19 protein-coding genes and 2 riboswitches are annotated in these 22,202 nt (G+C 51.8%); of the genes, 15 read left to right on the forward strand and 4 right to left on the reverse strand.

Annotation, left to right across the window (positions count from 1 at the left end; translation table 11 throughout):
- The first annotated feature begins 19 nt into the window (after positions 1-19).
- Positions 20-979, forward strand: coding sequence for an electron transfer flavoprotein subunit alpha/FixB family protein (locus ACTID9_RS08555; RefSeq protein ID WP_441070781.1), 960 nt, complete (start codon positions 20-22; stop codon positions 977-979).
- 46 nt (positions 980-1,025) lie between these two features.
- On the opposite strand, the gene ACTID9_RS08560 is transcribed toward ACTID9_RS08555, so the two are convergent.
- Positions 1,026-1,334 carry a hypothetical protein gene (locus ACTID9_RS08560; protein WP_441070782.1) on the reverse strand — a complete coding sequence of 103 codons (309 nt, stop codon included), beginning with the start codon at positions 1,332-1,334 and terminating at the stop codon, positions 1,026-1,028.
- 151 nt (positions 1,335-1,485) lie between these two features.
- On the opposite strand from ACTID9_RS08560, the gene trxA reads away from it, so the two are divergent.
- From trxA to metX, 5 genes are all read left to right on the forward strand, one after another.
- Entirely contained in the window at positions 1,486-1,803 is a 318-nt protein-coding gene (trxA, locus tag ACTID9_RS08565; RefSeq protein ID WP_441070783.1) for a thioredoxin, read from the forward strand.
- 129 nt (positions 1,804-1,932) lie between these two features.
- The gene (locus ACTID9_RS08570; RefSeq protein WP_441070784.1) at positions 1,933-3,645 is read left to right on the forward strand and encodes a methyl-accepting chemotaxis protein; all 1,713 of its coding nucleotides are present in this window, start codon (positions 1,933-1,935) and stop codon (positions 3,643-3,645) included.
- Between the two features lie 123 nt (positions 3,646-3,768).
- Positions 3,769-5,547, forward strand: a complete 1,779-nt coding sequence (gene uvrC, locus ACTID9_RS08575; RefSeq protein WP_441072503.1) for an excinuclease ABC subunit UvrC — start codon at positions 3,769-3,771, stop codon at positions 5,545-5,547.
- Between the two features lie 82 nt (positions 5,548-5,629).
- Positions 5,630-5,819: riboswitch (Lysine riboswitch) on the forward strand.
- Between the two features lie 175 nt (positions 5,820-5,994).
- Positions 5,995-7,236 carry an aspartate kinase gene (locus ACTID9_RS08580; RefSeq protein ID WP_441070785.1) on the forward strand — a complete coding sequence of 414 codons (1,242 nt, stop codon included), beginning with the start codon at positions 5,995-5,997 and terminating at the stop codon, positions 7,234-7,236.
- A gap of 67 nt (positions 7,237-7,303) precedes the next feature.
- Positions 7,304-7,409: riboswitch (SAM riboswitch) on the forward strand.
- Between the two features lie 91 nt (positions 7,410-7,500).
- Positions 7,501-8,562, forward strand: coding sequence for a homoserine O-acetyltransferase MetX (gene metX, locus ACTID9_RS08585; RefSeq protein ID WP_441070786.1), 1,062 nt, complete (start codon positions 7,501-7,503; stop codon positions 8,560-8,562).
- 135 nt (positions 8,563-8,697) lie between these two features.
- On the opposite strand, the gene ACTID9_RS08590 is transcribed toward metX, so the two are convergent.
- A complete protein-coding gene (locus ACTID9_RS08590; RefSeq protein WP_441070787.1) occupies positions 8,698-9,177 on the reverse strand; it encodes a DUF2507 domain-containing protein in 480 nt (159 codons plus the stop codon).
- Positions 9,178-9,568: 391 nt separating this feature from the next.
- Between ACTID9_RS08590 and ACTID9_RS08595 the strand changes: the two genes are divergently transcribed.
- From ACTID9_RS08595 to ACTID9_RS08635, 9 genes are all read left to right on the forward strand, one after another.
- A complete protein-coding gene (locus ACTID9_RS08595; RefSeq protein WP_441070788.1) occupies positions 9,569-10,183 on the forward strand; it encodes a succinate dehydrogenase cytochrome b558 subunit in 615 nt (204 codons plus the stop codon).
- An 18-nt stretch (positions 10,184-10,201) separates the two neighbouring features.
- The gene (sdhA, locus tag ACTID9_RS08600) at positions 10,202-11,965 is read left to right on the forward strand and encodes a succinate dehydrogenase flavoprotein subunit (protein WP_441070789.1); all 1,764 of its coding nucleotides are present in this window, start codon (positions 10,202-10,204) and stop codon (positions 11,963-11,965) included.
- A gap of 2 nt (positions 11,966-11,967) precedes the next feature.
- Positions 11,968-12,717: a succinate dehydrogenase iron-sulfur subunit gene (gene sdhB, locus ACTID9_RS08605; protein ID WP_441070790.1), complete on the forward strand. Its 750-nt coding sequence runs from the start codon at positions 11,968-11,970 to the stop codon at positions 12,715-12,717.
- 167 nt (positions 12,718-12,884) lie between these two features.
- Positions 12,885-16,610, forward strand: a complete 3,726-nt coding sequence (locus ACTID9_RS08610) for a S8 family serine peptidase (protein ID WP_441070791.1) — start codon at positions 12,885-12,887, stop codon at positions 16,608-16,610.
- Complete coding sequence (locus ACTID9_RS08615; RefSeq protein WP_441070792.1) at positions 16,610-17,002, forward strand: hypothetical protein; 393 nt, start codon at positions 16,610-16,612, stop codon at positions 17,000-17,002. Before ACTID9_RS08610 ends, ACTID9_RS08615 begins: the two co-directional genes overlap by 1 nt.
- A gap of 74 nt (positions 17,003-17,076) precedes the next feature.
- Entirely contained in the window at positions 17,077-17,535 is a 459-nt protein-coding gene (locus ACTID9_RS08620) for a chemotaxis protein CheX (protein WP_441070793.1), read from the forward strand.
- Between the two features lie 165 nt (positions 17,536-17,700).
- Positions 17,701-18,564: an ABC transporter permease subunit gene (locus tag ACTID9_RS08625; RefSeq protein ID WP_441070794.1), complete on the forward strand. Its 864-nt coding sequence runs from the start codon at positions 17,701-17,703 to the stop codon at positions 18,562-18,564.
- Positions 18,565-18,618: 54 nt separating this feature from the next.
- A complete protein-coding gene (locus ACTID9_RS08630) occupies positions 18,619-19,545 on the forward strand; it encodes an ABC transporter permease (protein WP_441070795.1) in 927 nt (308 codons plus the stop codon).
- A gap of 170 nt (positions 19,546-19,715) precedes the next feature.
- Positions 19,716-19,937, forward strand: a complete 222-nt coding sequence (locus ACTID9_RS08635) for a helix-turn-helix domain-containing protein (protein ID WP_019120228.1) — start codon at positions 19,716-19,718, stop codon at positions 19,935-19,937.
- 229 nt (positions 19,938-20,166) lie between these two features.
- Here ACTID9_RS08635 and ACTID9_RS08640 read toward each other — a convergent pair whose 3' ends face one another.
- A complete protein-coding gene (locus ACTID9_RS08640; RefSeq protein ID WP_441070796.1) occupies positions 20,167-20,553 on the reverse strand; it encodes a hypothetical protein in 387 nt (128 codons plus the stop codon).
- Positions 20,554-21,292: 739 nt separating this feature from the next.
- Entirely contained in the window at positions 21,293-21,820 is a 528-nt protein-coding gene (locus tag ACTID9_RS08645; RefSeq protein WP_441070797.1) for a GNAT family N-acetyltransferase, read from the reverse strand.
- Between the last annotated feature and the right edge of the window lie 382 nt (positions 21,821-22,202).

Below are 22,202 nucleotides of genomic sequence, written 5' to 3' on the forward strand. Positions count from 1 at the left end.
AAGGAAGAGAGGGATATCCATGAAAAAAGTATTGGTACTCGCAGAAACACGTGATGGCAATATTCGCAACGTTTCCTTCGAAGCATTGTCCGCAGCGCAGGCGATCGCGGCAGGCGGCGAAATCACCGCAGCGGTATTTGGACCGGGCGCTGGCGCACATGCAGCTGCACTTGCCCAGTATGGTGCCGCCAAAGTCGTGGTCGTGGAAAACGAAGCGCTCGCGCAATATACGCCAGACAGCTATACACAAGCATTTTCTCAAGTCATCGGCACGGTTGAGCCGGATGCGATCGTCATCGGCCATACGTCGATCGGCCGCGACTTGGCGCCGCGCATCGCAGCGCGCCTCGGATACGGCCTCGTTTCCGATGTGACATCCATTGAGGGAGACGATGTGTTCGTCCGCCCGATTTATGCCGGAAAAGCGTTCCAAAAACGCAGCTTTGGCGACAACAAAGTGTTCATCACCGTTCGTCCGAACAATATCGCACTTGTTGCCCCGGATGCGTCCAAAACCGCGGAAATTGTATCGCTTGACGTCGAGCTGAAAGATCTGCGCACGATCGTAAAAGAGGTTGTTCGCAAAACGAGCGGCAAAGTCGACTTGTCCGAAGCGAAGGTCATCATTTCCGGCGGTCGCGGAGTCAAGAGCAAAGACGGCTTCAAGCCGCTGGAGGAGCTTGCTGATGTGCTTGGTGCAGCGGTAGGCGCTTCGCGCGGCGCGTGCGATGCCGATTATTGCGATTACTCCCTGCAAATCGGTCAAACAGGCAAGGTGGTCACACCTGACCTGTATATCGCGTGCGGTATCTCCGGCGCGATCCAGCACTTGGCGGGCATGTCCAACTCCAAAGTGATCGTGGCGATCAACAAAGATCCGGAAGCGCCGATTTTCCAGGTGGCGGATTACGGAATCGTCGGCGATTTGTTTGAAGTCGTACCGCTTTTGACCGCAGAATTCAAAAAAGCGCTGCAGTAATCGCATCGCCAAAAGGAAAAACCCACTCCCTCCCGGGCAGTGGGTTTTACACCATATGGTAGCTTTGCACACCATATTCCTGTAGAGCGAGTAAGATGTCAGTGGCGTCGTTCCCTTCGATGAGAAGGGCGATGTTGCCTTCCCCGATCTTGCTCTCGCAATTGCTGCACTGTTCGAGGGAAAAGCCATGCTGCTGCAAGGAGTCCGCATAGCTTACGGTTTGGTCGAACGGATCTTGGGCACCTGCCGACTCGTTTAACATGGTGATGGACGAGATAGAGGTATCCAAAGCCAACTGCGAGACGAAATGCTGGGCGGCGCGTTCATCGGGAAAAAAGGTTACAAACGTTGGCACAGCAGGCATCCCCTTTCTACCCCTATAGGTTTGTACAACATCGGACATAATATGTGTGTGGCGAAGTGCGACTGCACGTGGTCATCTTTGACAATGGATGGTATACTTTACATGGGAAAGAGTATTACCGAATGATAGGAGGTAGCTATAAATGGCAATCGTAAACGTTTCCGACCAATCTTTTGGTCAAGAAGTAGAACAATCCGGTACTGTACTGGTTGACTTTTGGGCACCATGGTGCGGACCTTGCAAAATGATCGCACCTGTTTTGGAGCAAATCGACAGCGAAGTGGGTTCCCAAATGAAAATCGTCAAACTGAACGTTGACGATAACCCGGATACAGCAGGCCGTTTTGGCGTGATGTCCATCCCAACGCTGATCGTTTTCAAAGACGGACAGCCAGTGGACAAATTGGTTGGCTTCCAACCAAAAGAAGCGTTGATGGCAGCGCTGGGCAAACACCTGTAAGGCATATCCATTTGGAGCACATGCAGCAGCACCCTGACCAAGAGGGGCTGCTGTTTTGGCGTTTTTAGCAAGGATATAAAGCATACATAATATTCTGATTTGATGTGAAGATGCATCGGGAGGTCTACTGTGTCGTTTTTTCGCCATTTGCCGATAAAGGTCAAGCTGATAATATTGGTCCTCTTTGCAGGCGTTTTCATGACAGGCATAGGAATTGTCGGATATTTTTACATGATGAACATGGCTGCGAATTCGGAAGAGATGTACAATCAAAACCTTATCCCGATCGGGTGGATCGAGCAGGTCCAGATCAATAATGAAACGTTGGCGGCCACGACGCTGGAAATGATTGCGAACCATGATGAAGAGCTGGAAAGCACGCTAAGCGGGCGGATGAAACGGCTGCTGCAAGAAAACGACGTGCGCTTTTCCATGTTTGAAAAATCGCAAATGGATGACAACATGCGCAAAATGGTCGAGTCCTATAAAGCTGCGGTGGCAGCCTATCTGCCGGAAAATGACAAGCTGTTGGAACTGGCGGCTGACCATAAGCAGCAGGAAGCCTACGACCTGTACCGCAGCAAAGTGCAGCAGTTGCGAGCGCAGGTAAACGATAAGCTCACGACACTGGCTGATTATGCGCGCACGACTGCCAAACGGCTGAATGAAGACACGCTGCAAAGCGTCGGGCAGGCGCAAATGGCGATGACAGCCGCGAATGTGATCGTATTGCTTGGGCTTGCTGTATTAGGCTGGCAAATGTCCCGGATGATTACGCTTCCGCTTGGGCAGCTGCAAAAATGTATGGCACAGGCGGAACGCGGCGACCTGTCCGTCGCAGGTACCTACCGCTCGAAAGATGAGATCGGGCGTTTGACCAACGATTTCAACAGCATGGTAGGGGGACTTCGCGAACTGATTCGCGGTGTCAGCACCCATGCGATCAGCCTCTCTTCTTCCGCCGAGCAGCTGTCGGCAAGCACAGGGCAGACGTCGGAAGCGACCCATCAAATCGCCTCCTCCATCCAGGAAGTATCACACGGCGCTGATCTGCAGCTGCGCTCAGTGGAGGAAGGCGTGCAGGCGATGGAAGAGATTGCGATCGGGATCGAACGGGTGGCGCAATCGGCCGTCACGGCCGCCCATACGTCCAAAGAGGCAAATGCTGAAGCGGCATACGGCAATGAGACGATTCGCAAAGTGATGGAACAGATGCAGCGCATCCAACTCACTGTGGATCAATCTGCGGGCATGACGCGCCAGCTTGGGGATAAATCGCAGCAGATCGGCCAGATTGTCGAGACGATTGCCGAGATTTCGGCCCAGACCAACCTGCTCGCGCTCAATGCGGCGATCGAGGCTGCCCGCGCCGGTGAGCATGGCAGAGGCTTTTCCGTGGTGGCCGACGAGGTACGCAAGCTGGCGGAGCAATCGCAAGTGTCTGCGGACAGCATCGCGGGCTTGGTTGACGTGATCCGCCACGAGATGAATGCTGCGGTGACGGCGATGGACAAAGGCTATGCAGAAGTGTCCGAGGGTATGTCGGTCGTCAAGGAAGCGGGAGCGGCTTTTGAAAAAATTACGCAGCGGGTCGACCAAGTGGCGATGCAGATGGAAGAAGTTTCGTCCGCATCGGAACAAATGGCGGCAAGCACCCGGCAATTTGCGGATTCGGTCAATTATATCGAGCAAATTGCACGCGGTTCGCTTGCGAATGCCCATGCCGTGGCGGCTTCCTCGCAGGAACAGCTGGCTGCGATGGAGGAAGTTGCCGCTTCTACTGAAAGTTTGAACCAAATGGCCCAGGAATTACACGAGCTGACAGGCCGCTTCAAGGTGTAAGCTAGAGTGAAGGATAGAGGACAGAGCAGCACGCTGTTTTCTATCTTTTCTTTTTGGGAAAGCAGAACATCTGTTTTTTTGGTACTATTGAGAGAAGAGAATCCTGCTCGAACGGAGGCTGAGATTTTGAGCAGCTTGAAGGATAAATTGGCGGTGCTGCCGGATAAACCCGGCTGTTACCTGATGAAAAATAAAAATGGCGAAATCATTTATGTCGGCAAGGCAAAAGTGCTGAAAAACCGCGTGCGCTCCTATTTTACCGGTAGCCACAACGGCAAGACCCAGCTTTTGGTCAGTGAAATTGCCGATTTCGAATATATCGTGGTATCCTCGGCCATCGAGGCGCTTGTGCTGGAGTGCAATCTGATCAAGCAGTATGACCCGCGTTACAATGTCATGCTGAAGGACGACAAGACGTATCCGTACATCAAGATTACGAACGAAAAACAGCCGCGGCTGGAGATTACCCGAAAGGTGCTAAAGGACAAAGGGCGCTATTTCGGCCCGTATCCGAATGCCGGAGCGGCGCAGGAGGTCAAAAAGCTGCTGGACCGCCTGTATCCGCTGCGCAAGTGCAAGACCTTGCCCAAGCAAGTATGCCTGTACTATCACATGGGGCAATGCCTCGCTCCCTGTGTGTACGAAGTGGATGATGCGGAAAACCAGCGCATCGTCGAGGAGATCGACCGATTCCTCGATGGCGGCCATGAAGCGATGAAGGCCCAGCTGACCGAGAAAATGATGGAAGCGGCCGAGGCGATGGAATTCGAGCGGGCCAAGGAGCTGCGCGACCAGATTCGCAATATCGAGGCCGTGATGGAAAAGCAAAAGGTCACCTTCACCGACACGGTCGACCGCGACATCTTCGGCTTTGCCGTCGACAAAGGCTGGATGTGTGTGCAAGTGTTTTACATGCGCCAAGGCAAGATGATCGAACGGCAGACGACGTCCTTTCCTTACTATGGCGAGCCTGCGGAAGATTTCATGTCGTATGTGACACAATTTTATTATGACAAGCAGCAAGTTTTGCCCAAAGAGATTTTGCTGCCGCAGGAAAGCGAACCGGAGCTATTGGCGGAATGGCTGGGCGTCAAAGTGCTGACGCCGAAGCGCGGCAAAAAAGTCGAGCTGGTGCAGATGGCGGGCGAAAACGCGCGGATCGCGCTCGAGGAAAAATTCGCGCTGATGTCCAAGGACGACGCCCGTACGATCCAGGCGATGCACAATCTCGGCCATGCGCTCTCGATCGGCACGCCGCACCGGATCGAAGCTTTCGACAACTCCAATATCCAGGGCGCGGAGCCGGTTTCGGCGATGATCGTGTTCACCGATGGCCGCCCGGATAAAAAAGAGTACCGCAAATACAAAATTCAGACCGTGGAAGGGCCGGACGACTACGGCTCTATGCGCGAGGTCATTCGCCGGCGTTACAGCCGGATGCTGCGCGAAAATCAGCCGTTTCCCGATCTGATCGTCATCGACGGTGGCAAAGGGCAGATTCAGGCAGCGATGGACGTGCTGGAAAACGAGCTGGGCTTGTTCATTCCGGTCTGCGGTCTTGCAAAAGATGACAAACATAAGACGGCGATGCTCCTGTTTGGCGACCCGCCCGAGCCGGTTCCGCTCAAGCGGGACAGCAACGAGTTTTATTTGCTGCAGCGGATCCAGGACGAGGTGCACCGTTTTGCCATCACGTTCCACCGCGCATCCCGCTCCAAGACGATGCTGTCTTCCCAGCTGGATGAAATTCCGGGAATCGGCGAAAAGCGCCGCAAGCTGCTTTTCCAGCACTTCGGGTCGATCAAGAAGATGAAGGAAGCGACGGTCGAAGATTTCCGTCAGCTCGGCATCGGCGACAAGGTCGCCCGGGAGATCATCAGCCATTTGCGAAAAATGGTTTGAAGAAGCATTGTCAATTGCGTTTTGATTTGCTATAATCGCACTATTGTTTCACCAACTTCATAAGACCTCACTTTCCTTTGGAAGTTGAGGTAGAGGCGCGAAAACCATAAGTACCCTCCTACCAGATTGGGAATCGAAGACGGGAGCGGAAAGGGGAATTCGCCGAAGTGCATGGTGCTACCCAAGTGCCGTGTGCTGGGTCTGTGTTGAAGAAACACAGGACTGTCATCTGCCTGATCTACCCGTCATGCAGATGGAGAGCTATCTCACGGGAGCCGAATGGTTTTTTCGGCTGCGTGTACAAGGGAAGGAGGAGCTACTATGTCTATTACAGGCATCGACAGGAGTTTCCTTGTCGATGCCTTTTTTGCATAAAAGAATAAAGAGAGCCTACTGATAAAAACAAAAAGAGAACAACAGACATAAGTGGAGTGGGGAGAGAATACAATGGGAATCGTTGTGCAAAAATTCGGAGGGACTTCGGTCGGAACAATTGAACGGATCGGGCGCGTAGCCGATCGAATCATCTCCTACAAAGAAGCGGGGCACCAAATGGTCGTCGTTGTCTCCGCGATGGGCAAATCGACAGATGTGCTGGTAGACATGGCGAAAGCGATCAGCGCCCACCCGGACGAACGGGAGATGGATATGCTTCTGTCCACGGGCGAGCAGGTCACGATCGCGCTGCTTTCCATGATGCTGGCGGAAAAAGGTCATCGGGCGGTATCGCTGACCGGCTGGCAAGCGGGCATCACCACGGAATCGGTACACGGCAAAGCCCGCATCAAGCATATCGACAACGAGCGGATGAAAACGGAGCTTGCGCAGGGCAACATCGTGATCGTTGCGGGCTTCCAGGGCATTTCCGAGGAAGGCGAAATCACCACGCTGGGCCGTGGCGGTTCCGATACGACGGCCGTGGCGCTGGCAGCCAGCCTGAAAGCGGACAAATGCGAAATTTTCACGGACGTATCCGGCGTGTATACCGCTGATCCGCGCGTCGTTCCGGCAGCGCAGAAGCTTGACGTGATTTCGTATGACGAGATGCTGGAACTGGCAAATTTGGGAGCGGGCGTGCTGCATCCCCGTTCCGTCGAATGCGCAAAAAAATATGGAGTTTGCCTTGTGGTGCGCTCCAGCTTTACAGATGAGGAAGGAACTTACGTGCAGGAGGGAAAAACAGTGGAAACAGGTAGAGTTGTTAGTGGAGTCGCACATGATGAAGATGTGGCAAAAATTACGGTGGTAGGTATGCCGGCACAGGTCGGCACATTGTCCCGCCTGTTCAACACGCTTGCTTCCCATCATGTGAATGTGGATATTATCATCCAAAGCTCCTATGACGCCAAAGCGAGCAACATTTCCTTCACCGTGGCAGGCTCCGATTTGGCACATACCCTGCAAACGCTGGAAGCGAGCCGTGCCGAGCTGGGCTTCGACAAGGTGGAATATGAAGAAGCATTGACCAAAGTGTCGATTGTCGGCGCAGGTATGGTCAACAATCCAGGCGTAGCGGCCGAAATGTTCCGCGAGCTGGCCGAGCAAGAAATTTCCATTAAAATGGTGTCGACCTCAGACATTAAAGTTTCGTGCGTCATCGCGTCGGAGTACGCGGACCGTGCCGTGCGGGCGCTGCATTCGATTTTCCGGCTGGACGCACAGGAAGTGGCGGTCGTTCACGGAATATAGGGACAAATGAATAAATATTGACAGTCTCGCCCTTGCAAGCGTATGATTAATGCAAATTGAATCGTAACTCTTATCTAGAGTGGCGGAGGGACTGGCCCGATGAAGCCCGGCAACCCCGATTTTCGGAGAGGTGCTAATTCCAGCAAACGTTTTGCGCGTTTGGTAGATAAGAGCGGGTCGAACTCTGATGAGAACACCCCTCTTTTCGTAACGTGAAAAGAGGGGTTTTTAATTGGTCATGCGCGGGCAGGGGAGTGAGCAATTTTGCAGAAAATTGTGATTGATGAGTTGACACTGGAATCAGGGGAAGTGCTCTGTCAGGTAGAGGTAGGGTACAAAACATATGGGAGCTTTGATTCGGAGCGCAATAACGCGGTTCTGGTTTGCCACGCGCTTACCGGGGATATGTATGCCGTGGGCGACGAGGAGCGTGCAGGCTGGTGGGAAGGGCTGATCGGGCCAGGCATGCCGATTGATACGAACAATTATTTTGTCATCTGCAGCAACGTGCTGGGCGGCTGTTATGGCACCACTGGTCCTGCAAGCTGTTCGCCGTCCACAGGCAAACCGTACGGCTCCGCGTTTCCCGTCGTGACCGTGCGGGATATGGTGACCGCCCAATACCATCTGGTGAAGCAGCTCGGCGTCGAGCATCTGTATGCCGTTATCGGCGGATCGATGGGCGGCATGCAGGTGTATGAATGGGCCGTAACGTATCCAGACATGATGGATATGGTCATTCCCATTGCGACATGTTCGCGCCTGTCGGCGATCTCCATCGCCTATAATGACGTCGGGCGCCAGGCGATCTGCAACGATCCGGAATGGCAGGGCGGGCACTACTATCCGGGCCCAGGGCCGAAAAACGGGCTTTCCACCGCACGGATGCTCGGGATGATCACGTACCGGACGGCAGAGCTGTTTGAAGAGCGGTTCGGGCGCAGCCTGCAGGCGAAAGCGAGCCAGCATCTGTACGATACGACGTTCCAGATCGAAAGCTATTTGCGCTACCAGGGCGAAAAGCTGGTGGAGCGGTTTGACGCCAACAGCTACCTGTACCTGCTGAAAGCGATGGATACGCACGACATCGGCAGAGGCCGTGACGGGATCGAAGAAGCGATCAAGCATATCCGGGCGAAAGTGGTCAGCATCGCCATCACCAATGACCTGTTGTACCCGATCGAGCATCAGGAAGAGATGGCGGAGCTGATGAAGAAAAACGGAATCGAGGTCGATTTCTACACCATCGATTCCAAGTACGGGCATGACGGCTTCCTCGTCGAGTTTCAAAAAATGGCCCGCATCGTTGCCCCTTATTTCGCCTAATAATAAGGAAGAAAAGTCAGTGATTCCTTCCACTGGCTTTTCTTACGCGGGCAAGCAATTGTTCCCAGCCTTTTTATAAGAAGGGCAACGGCGTTCTGCCCGTTGGCTGGCGAAGCCCTTTTTTTGCAAGTAGGCTCAAGTCGTTCTTTTTTCTTCTATTGTAATGAGCGCATGTTCAGGGCGGCTGTCTTTTGCGCAAACGACCAAAAACTGCCCATGAAGCGGGCAGGGATCATGCAAGCGGCTGAGCGCCCCGGCCACGATGCCGCACTCCAGCGCGAGCGAGCGCGAAAGACGTTCTGCCGGATAGTACATGAACTGCGGATGGGAGAGCCGGTAGCCGGCGAATTTCTTTTCAAGCTTCACGGGTTCAAGCTTGCCGAGTCCCAGTTGGATGAAGGTCAAGACCAGATCGTCCTCGCTCTGGATATTCAACTCCGTGCCAAGGTCCCGTCCAAGCCAATACAGGATCGATGCCTCGCTTTCGCCGAGCAAGCGGGTAAACAATGTCTCCCGGAGCAGATGGTAGCCTGTATAGGGCATGTTGGCCTGTTCCAGACGGGCAAGCAGAGGGGCGGGGATCAGCGAGCGCAGCGGGCTGGTTTCTGTACGCATGAGGCACTCTCTCCTTTGTCTAGCAGTGGCATTACGCTATACTCTATGAATGAAAATGAAGCCTAATGACCGAAAACTCTTAATCGACAAAAAAAACTATCATTCAATCTAAAAAAAGAATAAGTCTATTCACTGGCTTGACGCTCTTTGTGGACAGGAGTACAATGGTTTTGGTCACAGAATGTCTATACTTTTTTCTTATTAACGACATATTTTGACAAGGCTGCAATGAGAGCTGCTGCCTTTCGTGTAACTGCCGCATTTATAATGACAGGTAGCAGTATGTGAAAGCGGGCACAACCTTTGTCGGCTGACTCAGTATGTCTAACCCACTGTATTGCGGGCAAGGATAAGGAGAAGTCACTACATATCATTAAGGAGGGAACTTTGCATGGCGAACAGCCATCACTTTTTGAGTCGAAAGCTGCATTCATTACTTGGTTTGGTTCCAGTCGGTCTCTTTTTGCTGGTTCACTTGACTGTCAACTACCAAGCAACAAAAGGCGCTGAAGCGTTTAACAGCGGAGTAGGATTTATGGAAAGCCTACCGTTCCTGATTGTTCTGGAATTTGTTCTTATCTACATTCCTTTGCTGTTCCACGCAATTTACGGTTTGTACATCGCGTTCCAAGCAAAGAACAACGTCGGTACGTTCAGCTATTTCCGCAACCAAATGTTCCTGTGGCAGCGTATCACCGGGGTGATCACCCTGATCTTCCTGGCGTGGCACGTATTCCAAACCCGCATTCAATACGCGCTTGGCAATGTTGAACTGAACTATGACATGATGGCAAATGTTCTGTCCAACCCAGGCTTCATGATTTTCTACATTATCGGTACGCTTGCTGCCGTATTCCACTTCTCCAATGGTATCTGGGCTTTCCTGGTTCACTGGGGAATTACCGTAGGGCCGCGTTCGCAACGCGTCGCAACCTACGTCACGATGATCATTTTCGTAGTGGTTGGTTTTATCGGAGTACGTGCAATCACAGCATTTATCCAGTAGGAAAAGGGGGAAAAAACCATGGCAAAGAGCAAATTAATCGTAGTTGGTGGTGGCCTTGCTGGTCTGATGGCAACCATTCGTGCAGCTGAAAAAGGTGTTCCTGTCGAACTGTTCTCCCTCGTTCCGGTGAAACGGTCTCACTCCGTCTGTGCGCAGGGCGGCATCAATGGTGCCGTCAACACAAAAGGGGAAGGCGACTCTACATGGATTCACTTTGATGACACCATTTATGGTGGGGACTTCTTGGCAAACCAACCGCCGGTAAAAGCGATGTGTGACGCTGCACCGGGGATCATTTACATGTTGGACCGCATGGGCGTTATGTTCAACCGTACGCCAGAAGGTCTTTTGGACTTCCGCCGTTTCGGGGGCACGCAGCATCACCGTACAGCATTTGCCGGTGCGACTACTGGGCAGCAGCTGCTGTATGCGCTGGATGAGCAAGTTCGCCGTTACGAAGCAGAAGGTTTGGTTACCAAATATGAATATTGGGATTTCCTCGGAGCCGTATTGGACGAAGCGGGCGTTTGCCGCGGAATTACGGCGCAAAACCTGCGTTCCGGCGAAATCAAATCGTTCGCTTCTGATGCGGTCATCATGGCAACCGGTGGCCCTGGTATCATCTTTGGTAAAACAACCAACTCGATCATCAATACCGGTACTGCCGCTTCCGCGCTGTATCAACAAGGCGTTATTTATGCGAACGGGGAGTTCATCCAGATTCACCCGACCGCCATCCCGGGCGACGACAAGCTGCGCCTGATGTCCGAATCCGCTCGCGGTGAAGGTGGACGCGTTTGGACGTACAAAGACGGTAAACCTTGGTATTTCCTTGAAGAAAAATATCCGGCATACGGAAACCTCGTTCCGCGTGACATCGCGACTCGTGAGATTTTCCACGTGTGCGTAGACATGAAGCTGGGTATCAACGGCGAAAACATGGTGTACCTCGACCTGTCCCACAAAGATCCGAAAGAGCTGGATGTAAAACTGGGCGGTATCATTGAAATCTATGAAAAATTCGTTGGGGAAGACCCACGCAAAGTGCCAATGCGCATTTTCCCTGCGGTCCACTATTCGATGGGCGGCATGTGGGTTGACTACAACCAAATGACCAATATCCCTGGCCTGTTTGCTGCCGGCGAGTGCGATTTCTCGCAGCACGGCGCTAACCGTCTGGGTGCAAACTCCCTGTTGTCCGCGATCTTTGGCGGTATGGTAGCGGGTCCGAAAGCGATCGAGTACATGAACGGCTTGGAGAAATCCTCGAGCGACGTATCCAGCTCCGTATTCGACAGCTACACCAAAAAAGAGCAGGACAAATACGACAACATCCTGAAAATGGATGGCAACGAAAACGCTTATGTCATCCACAAAGAGCTGGGTGACTGGATGACCGCCAACATGACGGTTGTTCGTTACAACGATCGCCTGCAAAAAACAGACGAGAAAATTCAAGAGCTGATGGAACGCTACAAGCGCATCAACCTGAACGATACGCAAAAATGGAGCAATGCCGGTGCATCCTTCACGCGTCACCTGTGGAACATGCTGGCACTGTCCCGTGCGATGACCATCGGTGCCTTGAAGCGTGACGAAAGCCGTGGTGCTCACTACAAGCCTGAGTTCCCGGAACGTAACGATGAGCAATTCCTGAAAACCACCATGGCGAAGTACAATCCGGAAACAACTGCACCTGAGATTTACTATGAAGATGTTGATATCTCGCTGATTGCACCTCGGAAGCGTGATTACTCTACATCCAAGAAGGGTGGTCATTAATCATGGCTGAAAAATTGGTTCACCTGATTATCACTCGTCAGGATACACCTGACAGTACGCCATATACCGAAGAGTTCAAAATTCCTTATCGTCCGAACATGAACGTCATCTCCTGCTTGATGGAGATCCAACGTAACCCGGTTAACGCATCCGGTCAAAAAACCAAGCCGGTTATTTGGGAATCCAACTGTTTGGAGGAAGTGTGCGGCGCTTGCTCGATGGTCATCAACGGCAAGCCTCGCCAAGCTTGTTCCGCGCTGATCGACAAGCTGCAGCAACCGGTTCGCGTCGCTCCAATGACGACGTTCAAAGTACAGCGTGACCTGTCCGTAGACCGTACCCGCATGTTCGATGCGCTGAAACGCGTAAAAGCATGGGTACCGATCGACGGTACGCATGACCTGGGCCCAGGCCCTCGCATGCCTGAAGTTGAGCGTCAATGGGCATATGAGCTGTCCAAATGCATGACGTGCGGCGTATGCCTGGAAGCATGCCCGAACGTAAACCAGAAGTCCGACTTCATCGGTCCGTTCGCAATCTCCCAAGTTCGTTTGTTCAATGAGCATCCAACCGGCGCTATGCACAAAGGCGAGCGTTTGGAAGCATTGCTGGAAAAAGGCGGTATCGCGGATTGCGGTAACTCGCAAAACTGCGTGCAGGCTTGCCCGAAAGGCATTCCGCTCACCACATCCATCGCTCATATGAACAAAGAAACAATCAAATATGCAGTGAAATCGTTCTTCTTCTCGTAAGAAGATCGCATAAACGGCGACCCCTTGCAGCGAATTGGCTGCAGGGGGTTTTTTTGCGTGGATGCAATCCCTTCCTTTTTCCCAGCCACAAGCAACTTGTTCGTATAGGACCGCGCCGCAAAAGGAAAACTGAAGGATACATCAATTCTATCCAAAGGTGGCAGAACATGAAAAGACAGCTTCTATGTTGCGGTGCGGCACTTACCACTCTCTTATTGCCAACCTCTGTTCGGCCTGCGAACGTTGCGGATGCGAGGACTTTCCAGTCGGAACAGCACATACATAACGATTCACTCCATCAAATAACCGCCAACGAATGGCAAGCGCTGCAGGAAGTGGTCAGCGAGGAGAAGCTCAAGGAATCCGCAGCTTCCACGCTGGACATGATCGAAGCGACCAAAGCCTGGCAGGAGGCGGGCGTCAAAGGCGAAGGCATGCTCATCTCTGTCATTGATACAGGCGTCAATCCGAAGCATGTCGATATGGTCGAACCGCGCGACAAGCGTGCAGCGAAACAGAAAACCAATACGACAGCAAAAGTGATCAGCGGCTTTAACTGGGCCGATCGCAATGACGTGACGGCGGATGTGGCGAATTCCCAGCACGGCATGCATGTAGCAGGCATCGCGGCGGCGAATGGAAAAGTCAAAGGGGTCGCGCCTGAGGCACAGATTTTGAGCGAAAAAGTGTTCAGCAACTATCAGGGCGAGCTGCCTTCTTTAAGCGAGTCGATCTTGTTCGCCATTGACGATTCCATTGCGAAAAAAGCGGATGTGATCAACCTGAGCCTGGGATCATCGGCCGGCTATGTGGACGATTCCAGCTCGGAGCAATATGCCATCAAAAAAGCGGTCGATCAAGGGGTGATCGTGGTCGCGGCAGCAGGCAACGACGGCTATTTCGGCAGCGATCGGATCATGGAGAAGAACCCGGACTACGCGATGGTCGGGTCGCCAGGCATCGCGCCAGATGCATTGTCGGTCGCTTCGGCGAATTCGACGATGCTTGCCGGGATGAGTTTTCAAGTGGAAGGAGTCAACGATCTGGAGCGGGTCGTGTACATGGTCGGACACCCTTCCAGCGGCGAAGCGCTGAATCCGACACAAGCCTTGTCCAAAAGCGTGGATGTCGTCTATTTGGGCAAAGGCAAAAAGGAAGATTACAACATCTCGGTAAAAGGGAAAGTGGTCTTGCTGCAGCGCGGCGACACTTCCTTTGATGACAAACTGGCCTTGGCCAAAGAGGCGGGCGCTGTCGGGGCCATCATCTACAACAATCAGCCGGGACCGTTGATCATCAGCGCCAATGAAGCGAAAAATATGCCGGCGGTTTCCGTGCTCAAGCTCGCTGGCGAGAAAATGGTCGCGGCTTTGAAGCAAGGCAAAAAAGTGAAGGTCAATTTTGACGGGCAATATGCGCAAAACAAGCTGCCGTTCCCGAATGGCGGAACGATCTCCTCGTTTTCGTCGTGGGGACCAACGCCGGATCTGCAATTCAAACCGGAAATCACGGCGCCAGGGGGCGGCATTCTTTCGACCGTGCAGGAGAGCGATTATGCGGTGAAAAGCGGAACCTCGATGGCGACGCCGCATGTGGCCGGCGGGATGGCGCTGATCAAGCAGGCGTACATCAAGCAAGGGCGCAACTTGCAGGGAAGGCAGCTTGTCGACGTGCTGAAGGCGGCGGTCATGAACACAGCGAATCCGATCATGGACCCGCGGGAAATCGCGGCGACATCCGTCGGCGGGAAAACGGGCGTGCTGCCGTATTCGCCGCGCGTTCAAGGGGCGGGCATGATGCAGATCAGCCAAGCGATCAAAACGCCTGCCATCGTCACGGATAAAAAAGGAAAAGCCGGCGTCTCGCTGGGGCAAATCGGAAGCACAACGACTTTTTCGCTCTACATCGACAACAAATTCGGCAAAAAGCCGCTGGTGTATCACCCGAAAGATATGTTCGGCGTCATGACCGATTTGCAAAAGGAAGGCATCAACTGGATGACAGAGGTTCCGATCCCTGATGCAAAGCTAAGCTTTTCGCCACAAGTGGTGACAGCGGCGCCTGGTCAGAAGACAGAGGTGAAAGTAACGCTCACCTTGCCTGCGGATATGAAGCAAAACACGTTTGCGGACGGATTTATCCAATTTGTGCCGGAGCAGACCGATCTGCCTGTGCTGAAAGTGCCGTTTTACGGCTTTTATGGCGACTGGGATGAACCGCGTGTCATGGATGCGCCGATGTGGGAAGAGGGGAGTCAGGAAAAGCGCACCGGCGTGAAAACGACCTGGTACCAGGACAAGGAAAATGACAAATGGAAGTACCGCGATTATCTCGGCGTGAACGGGGTGGCGGAAAACGGCAGCGTGTTGGTCGATCCGGCAAAAATCGCCTTTTCACCGAATGGGGACGGGCATTATGATACGGCGGCACCTTCGATCACGTTCCTGCGCAATGCCAAGCAGGTGTCCATCGATGTGGCGGACAGCCAGGGGAAGATCGTCCGCTCGTTGGTCAAGGATGAAAAGGTGACGAAGTTCGACCAATCCCGATTGGGCATCCCATACTACTACACGGAAAAGGAAGAATGGGGCTGGGACGGAAAAATCTTTTCCCAGACCAAAGGGGAATACGTGCCTGCGCCGGATGGACAGTACCAATTCATCATCAGGGCGCGAATCGACGAGCGCAATGCGGGCTGGCAAACGTTGAAGCTGCCGATCAAAGTCGATCGGGAAGCGCCGCGTGTGACGGCCTCGATCTCCGGCAATCGGGTAAGCTGGAGCGCACGGGATAAGGATGTGCAAGGCTACTTCCTGTACATCGACGGCAAAAAAGCAGGCGGGCCTTACTCGGCTACGGAGACCGGAACTTTTATCGGTCAAGGGCATAACCGGATTACACTGGTCGCATACGATTTTGCAGGCAATGTAACGAGTGTGAATGTGAAGGGGCGCAGTGACATTTCGCCGCCGACCATCCTGTTTCCCAACGATTTGTTCCAGCAATTGCTGGTGACGTCGCAATCGAATGTGGCGATCCGCGGGAAGGTAAGCGGCGAGGATATGCTGGAGCGCGTACGCATGACGATCAATAAGATGCCGGTTCCAGTCGACGCGGACGGCTCTTTCCAAACCGTGCTTACGCTGCCGGAAGGCCTGCACTTTGTCAACTACAGCGTGAAAGATTACACCGGCAATACGCGGGAGTTCGTTCAGCGGATCATCGTGGATAAAACCCCGCCCGTGCTGACATTGGCGAACGATGGGACGGAGGAAGTTTTTTTCGACGGGACGACCAAGCAGATGCTGCTGCCCATTCGCTTTTTGTACAATGACCTCACGTACAAAGGGCGGGTAAGCGTGAACGGCAAAATCATCTCCAGCTGGGAGGAAGATCAGCTCGAGCCTCCGGTGCAAAAAAACTTGGCGACCATCGTGACGCTTACCGAAGGGGACAATCGCATCCTGGTCGAAGGAAGGGATGACGCGGGCAACACAAGCACGATGGTCCTGCATGCCTATGCAGACACATACTCGGGCAATCTGGCGCTGTTTCGGGAGGAGCAGCGGGTCAAATATCAGGCGAAGCCAGCTGCGGCAACGGGACTCACGGTGGCAAAACAAGCGGCAGGCGGGGATGCGGGAGAGCAGACGGTCGTTTCGGGTCGCATGGCAGGGGCAGCACCGTTTCTTTTGACGGCGCAGTATGGGGATAAGGTGCTGGATGCGGATGTGAACGAACGCGGCGAATTCCGCCTGCTGCTGCCGCGCAACCGGAATGGCGGCAGCTCGTGCGTGCTGCGCGGCACCGATGCGTTGGGGCGCAAGGTGGAAAAAACGATCGCGATCACCAATCAAGACGCCAAGTCCAAGCCAGGCTTCCAGGACCAGTAATGTTTTACCACGGCATCAATCGGGAATATGCGGAAAAGCAATTCCCGATTCTTTCCCCGCGCCGCTCGCTCTCTCATAAAACCGGGGAGCAGCTGTCCGACCGCCTTCATCTGATTCGGCAGTTCGGCTTGGAGCCGCTGCATCTGCTTGAGGCGAGCGAGGATTATCCGGAACAAACGTGCATCCAGGCATGCCTGCATTTTGGCGATACCGTTTTTGCCTTCGCGGCGTTACAAGCGCCATACTGGCAGCTTTCCATGCATGAGCTAGCGGTCCCCATTCTGGATTTGCGGAACGCCTGTGCGATTTTTACTACAAATAACGACATCTTTCGACTCAAATCGAGTCTGCCTGGAATCCCAATTACGATTGTGGAGAAATTTGGCGATTAAGGCTTGTCTCCTACCCCGAATGAAAATATAATGGAACGTATAGGAAATTCAGCGGGGAAAGGAACTGTTTGCACATGAAAGCCCAGTACATCAACCCATTTCTTGATTCAGCCTCGATGGTTATTCAGCAAATGTGTAACATCTCTCCCACTCGCGGTGAGCTCTCTGTAAAGGATGTGACGTTTCACGACGATCATATCTGGATTAAAATCGGCATTACAGGACACCTATCGGGTGACATCATTTACGGGCTGCACAAGGAAGTTGCATTGCGAATTGTCTCCGCTATGATGGGAGGCTTTCCGATTAGCGAAATGGATGAGATGGGCAGAAGCGCAATCTCCGAGCTTGGCAACATGATTTCCGGAAATGCCAGCGCACTCCTGTTTAACCAGGGAGTGACGATTGACATTACGCCCCCGCAGCTTGTAGATGATCATGGCAGCCTTCATGCAGGTGGACAGGCTTTAACTGTGCCTCTTGACCTGGGTGATTTGGGACGCTTGGAGATTCAAGTCGTGGTACTAACGTAACAAAATAAAACGAGGCGCCATTCGGATCACGATGGGCGCCTTATTTTTTTCAACCAGGTGAAACAAACGGGAAGACGGCTTTATAAAAAATAATAAAATATGAATGAGAAACTGGTCACGTCCGCAAAGATGTAGTATCTTTGGGATTAGCAGGGGGTGCAAAAAATGTTGACCGCACTAAAACAATTTATTGGTATGTTTTTTTTGGTGCTGCTGGTTGCCGGTACGCCACTGATGCTGTATACAGCCAACGAAGAAGTGCAATTTGAGCCAGACGGAATGATCAGCCATGCTGTCTACTTGCTCGAAAGCCTCGCGGAAGGCTCGCTTGGCACCTATTACCTAGGTATGACGGAGCGCAGTATCGCGGAAGATATTTTGCCGTTTACCGTACAGTCCTTTCAATTGCTGTTTACCAGCGTGCTCATCGCTGTGGTGGGCAGTCTGACTTTCGGCCTGTTTTTTCAGCGCATCCGGCTCGTGCGCATCGTGCAGCGTTTGCTTGATGTGATCGCGACCATCCCGGACTTTATCCTCATTCTTTTTTCAATCGTGTTGGCTGTCGGGTTCTATAAGATGACGAACGTGCGCATCATTACGCTGTCTCCGACAAGCGACGCCACGAACAACTGGTTTCCGACCATGGTGTTGGCATTGGGGCCGACAATCTATCTGCTCCGGGTCGTCAGCATGAAATACGTGCAGGTGTGCGGCGAAGATTACATCGCGACCGCAGTGGCCAAAGGGATGAACGTGCGCCATGTGCAACTGCATCACGTCTACAAAAACATCAAGCCGTATTTTGTGGCCGACTTGAAGAAAGCCGTGGCCATCACCATCGCCAATCTGTTCATCGTCGAGTATTCGCTGAATGTCGTCGGCTTGACCCGCTTTATTTTCTCACGTTCGGGCTACCAGTTTACAGCAGCGGTCATGGGTTTGCTCGGCATTATTTGCCTGTCCATCATCGTCTACTTTTTGATGATCGCCATCTTGTACGTATTTGAACGCAGCGTGATTTACAAATAATTTTCGGAAAAGTGGAAATCGCTTGCGAATTATTTTTGTGGAGAGGGATCGTGAATGAATCGAAGTCGTTCCAACCCGAGTTTGTGGATCGGCGGCATCCTTGTCTGCCTGCTGCTCCTGATCGCCATCATCGGACCTTTCGTAGCGCCGTATGACCTGGATTTTCAAGAGAAAACGAGCAGTTCCATCGTCAACGGCAAAACCGTGATCAAAACGCCGCCGCTTGAACCGTCGGCACAGCATCTGCTGGGGACGGACAAATGGGGGTACGATCTGCTGACACTGCTGCTGCATGGGGCCCGATACACCGTATTTGTCACCATCGCCATCGCGCTCTTGCGCGTTCTTTTAGGAACGATCATCGGCCTTTATATGGGGATGAGCGAGGAGAAGCAAAACTGGTGGATCACCATCGAGAATGCGTGGAGCTACATCCCGATCTTCATCCCGGTTTATTTTATTTTGCTTGGCGTCAACATCAATTCCGATTTGAGCACATCCGCGCTGATCGCACTGTTCATTTTCCTGGTCACCTTGCTCGGCATGCCAAGCGTTGTCTCCTCAATCCGGCAAAAAACCGAGCAAATCAAAAACATGCAGTATATCATCGCGGCCACGTCGCTGGGCGCCGGCAAAAATGCCCTGATTTTCCGGCACATTTTGCCGCAGATCAAGGAGCAGATCGTCATCGTCTTCGTGGTGGAGATGGTTGCCATCATGACGCTGATGGGGCAGCTCGGGATGTTCGACCTGTTCGTGGGCGGAACGAAAATGACGATGGACCCGCCGACCTTCCATTCGGTCACACATGAGTGGGCCGGTCTGATCGGCTCGTACCGCAGCTTTATCTATGGTTCGAGCACATGGATTTACATGTCGCCGTTGGTCGCGTTCATTTTTGCCATCGCGGCGTTCACCCTTCTGTCCAAAGGGCTACGTGACCGTTACCAGACCACGTATCACCGGACACCGTACATTTAATGGATTTCATCGGGGAGAAGAGGAACCTCGAAGCCCAATTGCGCATATTGTGTAGGGCAATAGCCTAAAAAGCTTACAACCCGGCACCAACACCCACCCCCCTACATAGGATAAGGTGACGTTATCCCTCAGCCTTGTTCCTGTAGAGCCCACAAGGAGGGGTGGCACGATTGAAAGGTAGCGACCAAACCAAACCTTTGTTGACAAATCGCGAAAGAGAAGTGTTTGAACTCTTGGTCCAAGACAAGACGACAAAAGAGATTGCTGGTCAACTCTTTATCAGTGAAAAAACCGTACGCAATCACATCTCGAACGTCATGCAAAAATTGGGCGTGAAAGGTCGATCGCAAGCGGTTGTTGAGCTGGTCCGACTTGGAGAACTGAAGATTTGAACCGTGAAAACCTACCCTCCCTCTCCGTTTTTTGTGAGAAGGGAGGGGGTTTTTTTCTGTTTGTGGGGAGGGGGCTTTCGCTTATTTTTTGGAACCGGAATTGTCGATTTAACACTAATTCGGCAGACAGCAACAAGCTGCTCGTAAGAAGTTGTTTGCCTCGAACATGTGGGGTTGATGCGTCCTCGGCGATCAGGGAGAATGGCAGTTCCCGTATAGGAGTATCCGGTTACATGTAGCTACAGGAAAATGAAATATCAAACCCTTCATTTATCCAGACATCACCATATCTTTTAACCTTAGCTTTGACATATCTGGTCTTGCCATTTGTATTACCAATGTATGTGGCACGAATCATGTACTCGTCTCCAACTTTTTTACATTCGTGAATACGGAAATTCCAGATCCAGAGAGCACCATCAACCTTGGAGTTTTCATATTCTTGGCATGTATATTTTATGTGCTGTTCTAAGGTAAGCCTTTTGCGATACCAATGATCGAACCAATTAATGAGATTCCTGATGGGCGAGTTCGGAGTTTTCTCTTCAGCAAGTGAAATGATGGGGGAGGCTTGCAAAAAACAAAGGAAAACGATTGAGATGAGTAATTTTTTCACGCATACCACTCCTTCTGGACTATCGTTTCCATGCGGAGTGGTGAATATTAGAAAGCAACTATGCGGAACAACCGAATCGTTCAAACCGAGGGGCAGCAGCAAGTGGAACGGGAGGTAAAACACGGATTGAAAAAATAACATGAAAGAGTGCTAATCTCAAAATTGAAGGCGGTTGCTCTCTTGGAAAACGGGCAGCCGCCTTCTTGTTTCTGCAGCGCGGATCGATGAACAGGCTAAAAGTCGGAGTTCAGTAATTGTACATTGACTCTCAGATGTCATTTTCGATGTCAATCAGGACGAGTCGGCAGAGATATGGGAAGAGCTGGAGGAGCGGATTTCGGCAGTCGTCCACCATTCGGATGGCATCGGCTGGGGTTTCACGACGGATCGAATGTTTGTATAAGCAGTTGAGATGGAAATAACAGAAGCGGACGCTACCAAAGAGGCTAGAAATCAAAATGAGGGGAGAGCTTTGGCGTATTTTCACAACTGGCATTGTCGAATTAATACAAATTCGGCAGACAGCAACAAACTGCTCATAGGAAAAACACCGAGACCATCAGACTCGGTGTTTCGAGAAAAGATACTAGGATTAGGGATGGAAAATTGAACCGAGAGCATGAACAATATTGCCAAGTGCACGAAATACATTAAAAAATATCAGCTCAAAAAAATTCATTGAAACATCCTCCTCTGAAATGATTTGCTCTTCGGTTTTTAATGATAGAAAGTCTATCGATCACTTTGTACTAACCAAAGTTATGTTTTCAGAAGAGACAAGTTCAAATGGATTGATCAACTTCGATTCAAGTGTATAGTCGTAGCGGATGAAGCCTTTATGATGAGCAATTTTGTCATAAAGAGCACGAGCAGTGAAATTGTCCTGGCGGGTTTGCCAGTACAGTCCAGAAGCTTTATGTTCTCGTGCAGCTTGAGCTACCCGTTCGATAAGGGCGCGGGCGACCCCATGCCCGCGAGCAGTTTCGTCAACGAAGAGGTCTTGCAGGTAGCACACATCTTCTTTCCAGATGGTGGGCTGAAAAACGTAGTGGGTGATACCGATCAAGTTTCCATGAAGATGCGCCCCGAAACCGAATATTCGATCGCCAATGAGCAGGCGGTTCCAGATCTCGTCGTATGTGGAATCTGGGAGTTCTGTCTCGTAAAAGGCTTTGTAGCTTCGAGCCAATTCGTTCCAACGATTGCGATCCTCTGCTCGTAGCGGAGCGATGTCAAGCCTGATATGTTTGCTTGTTTTTTCAGCCATTTGAAAATCTAACCTCCTGGTTGTTACCATAAAAGATTTAATACTTATGTTATCACGAATCTTTTACGTCATAAGGATACAGAACCTCGTTTGTTTACCAGGTCAGAGAAGATTGAAGTCAAAAGGTTGCTTTTGTAGTTGAGATTCTATGGAGGATTAGGATGTTTCCTGCAAGCCCTCCCCAGCATTTCACCTGCTGAAGAGAAAAAATCGAACCCGCCCATCAGGAATCTTATTAATTGGTTCGACCATTGGTATCGCAAAAGTTTAACTTTAGAAAGCCACGTGAGATATACATATGAGGAATATAAATATTCTAAGGTTGAAGGAAAACGATTAAGATAAATCATTTTTTCACACATACCACTCATTCTGGATTATC

This window comes from Brevibacillus fluminis, assembly GCF_052072235.1.
GTDB lineage: Bacteria > Bacillota > Bacilli > Brevibacillales > Brevibacillaceae > Brevibacillus_D > Brevibacillus_D fluminis_A.